The organism is Shigella sp. FC1967 (genome assembly GCF_001743005.1).
Taxonomy (GTDB): Bacteria; Pseudomonadota; Gammaproteobacteria; order Enterobacterales; family Enterobacteriaceae; genus Proteus.
The window spans coordinates 1-451 of sequence record NZ_MIIZ01001240.1 but is presented as its reverse complement, the minus strand read 5'-3'; the positions used below and the strand labels follow the sequence as shown (position 1 = coordinate 451).

Here is a 451-nt window from a genome sequence, read left to right as displayed (position 1 = left end):
TTAGCTACCGGGCAATGCCATTGGCATGACAACCCGAACACCAGTGGTGCGTTCACTCCGGTCCTCTCGTACTAGGAGCAACCCCTCTCAATCTTCCAACGCCCACGGCAGATAGGGACCGAACTGTCTCACGACGTTCTAAACCCAGCTCGCGTACCACTTTAAATGGCGAACAGCCATACCCTTGGGACCTACTTCAGCCCCAGGATGTGACTGAGCCGACATCGAGGTGCCAAACACCGCCGTCGATATGAACTCTTGGGCGGTATCAGCCTGTTATCCCCGGAGTACCTTTTATCCGTTGCAGCGATGGCCCTTCCATTCAGAACCACCGGATCCACTAAGACCTACTTTCGTACCTGCTCGAGCCGTCACTCTCACAGTCAAGCTGGCTTATGCCTTTGCACTAACCGCATGATGTCCGACCATGCTTAGCCAACCTTCGTGCTCC

1 rRNA gene is annotated in these 451 nt (G+C 55.0%); it reads right to left on the bottom strand.

Annotated elements, in window-relative coordinates:
• Positions 1–451 (bottom strand): 23S ribosomal RNA (locus BHE89_RS20650); the annotation flags it as partial.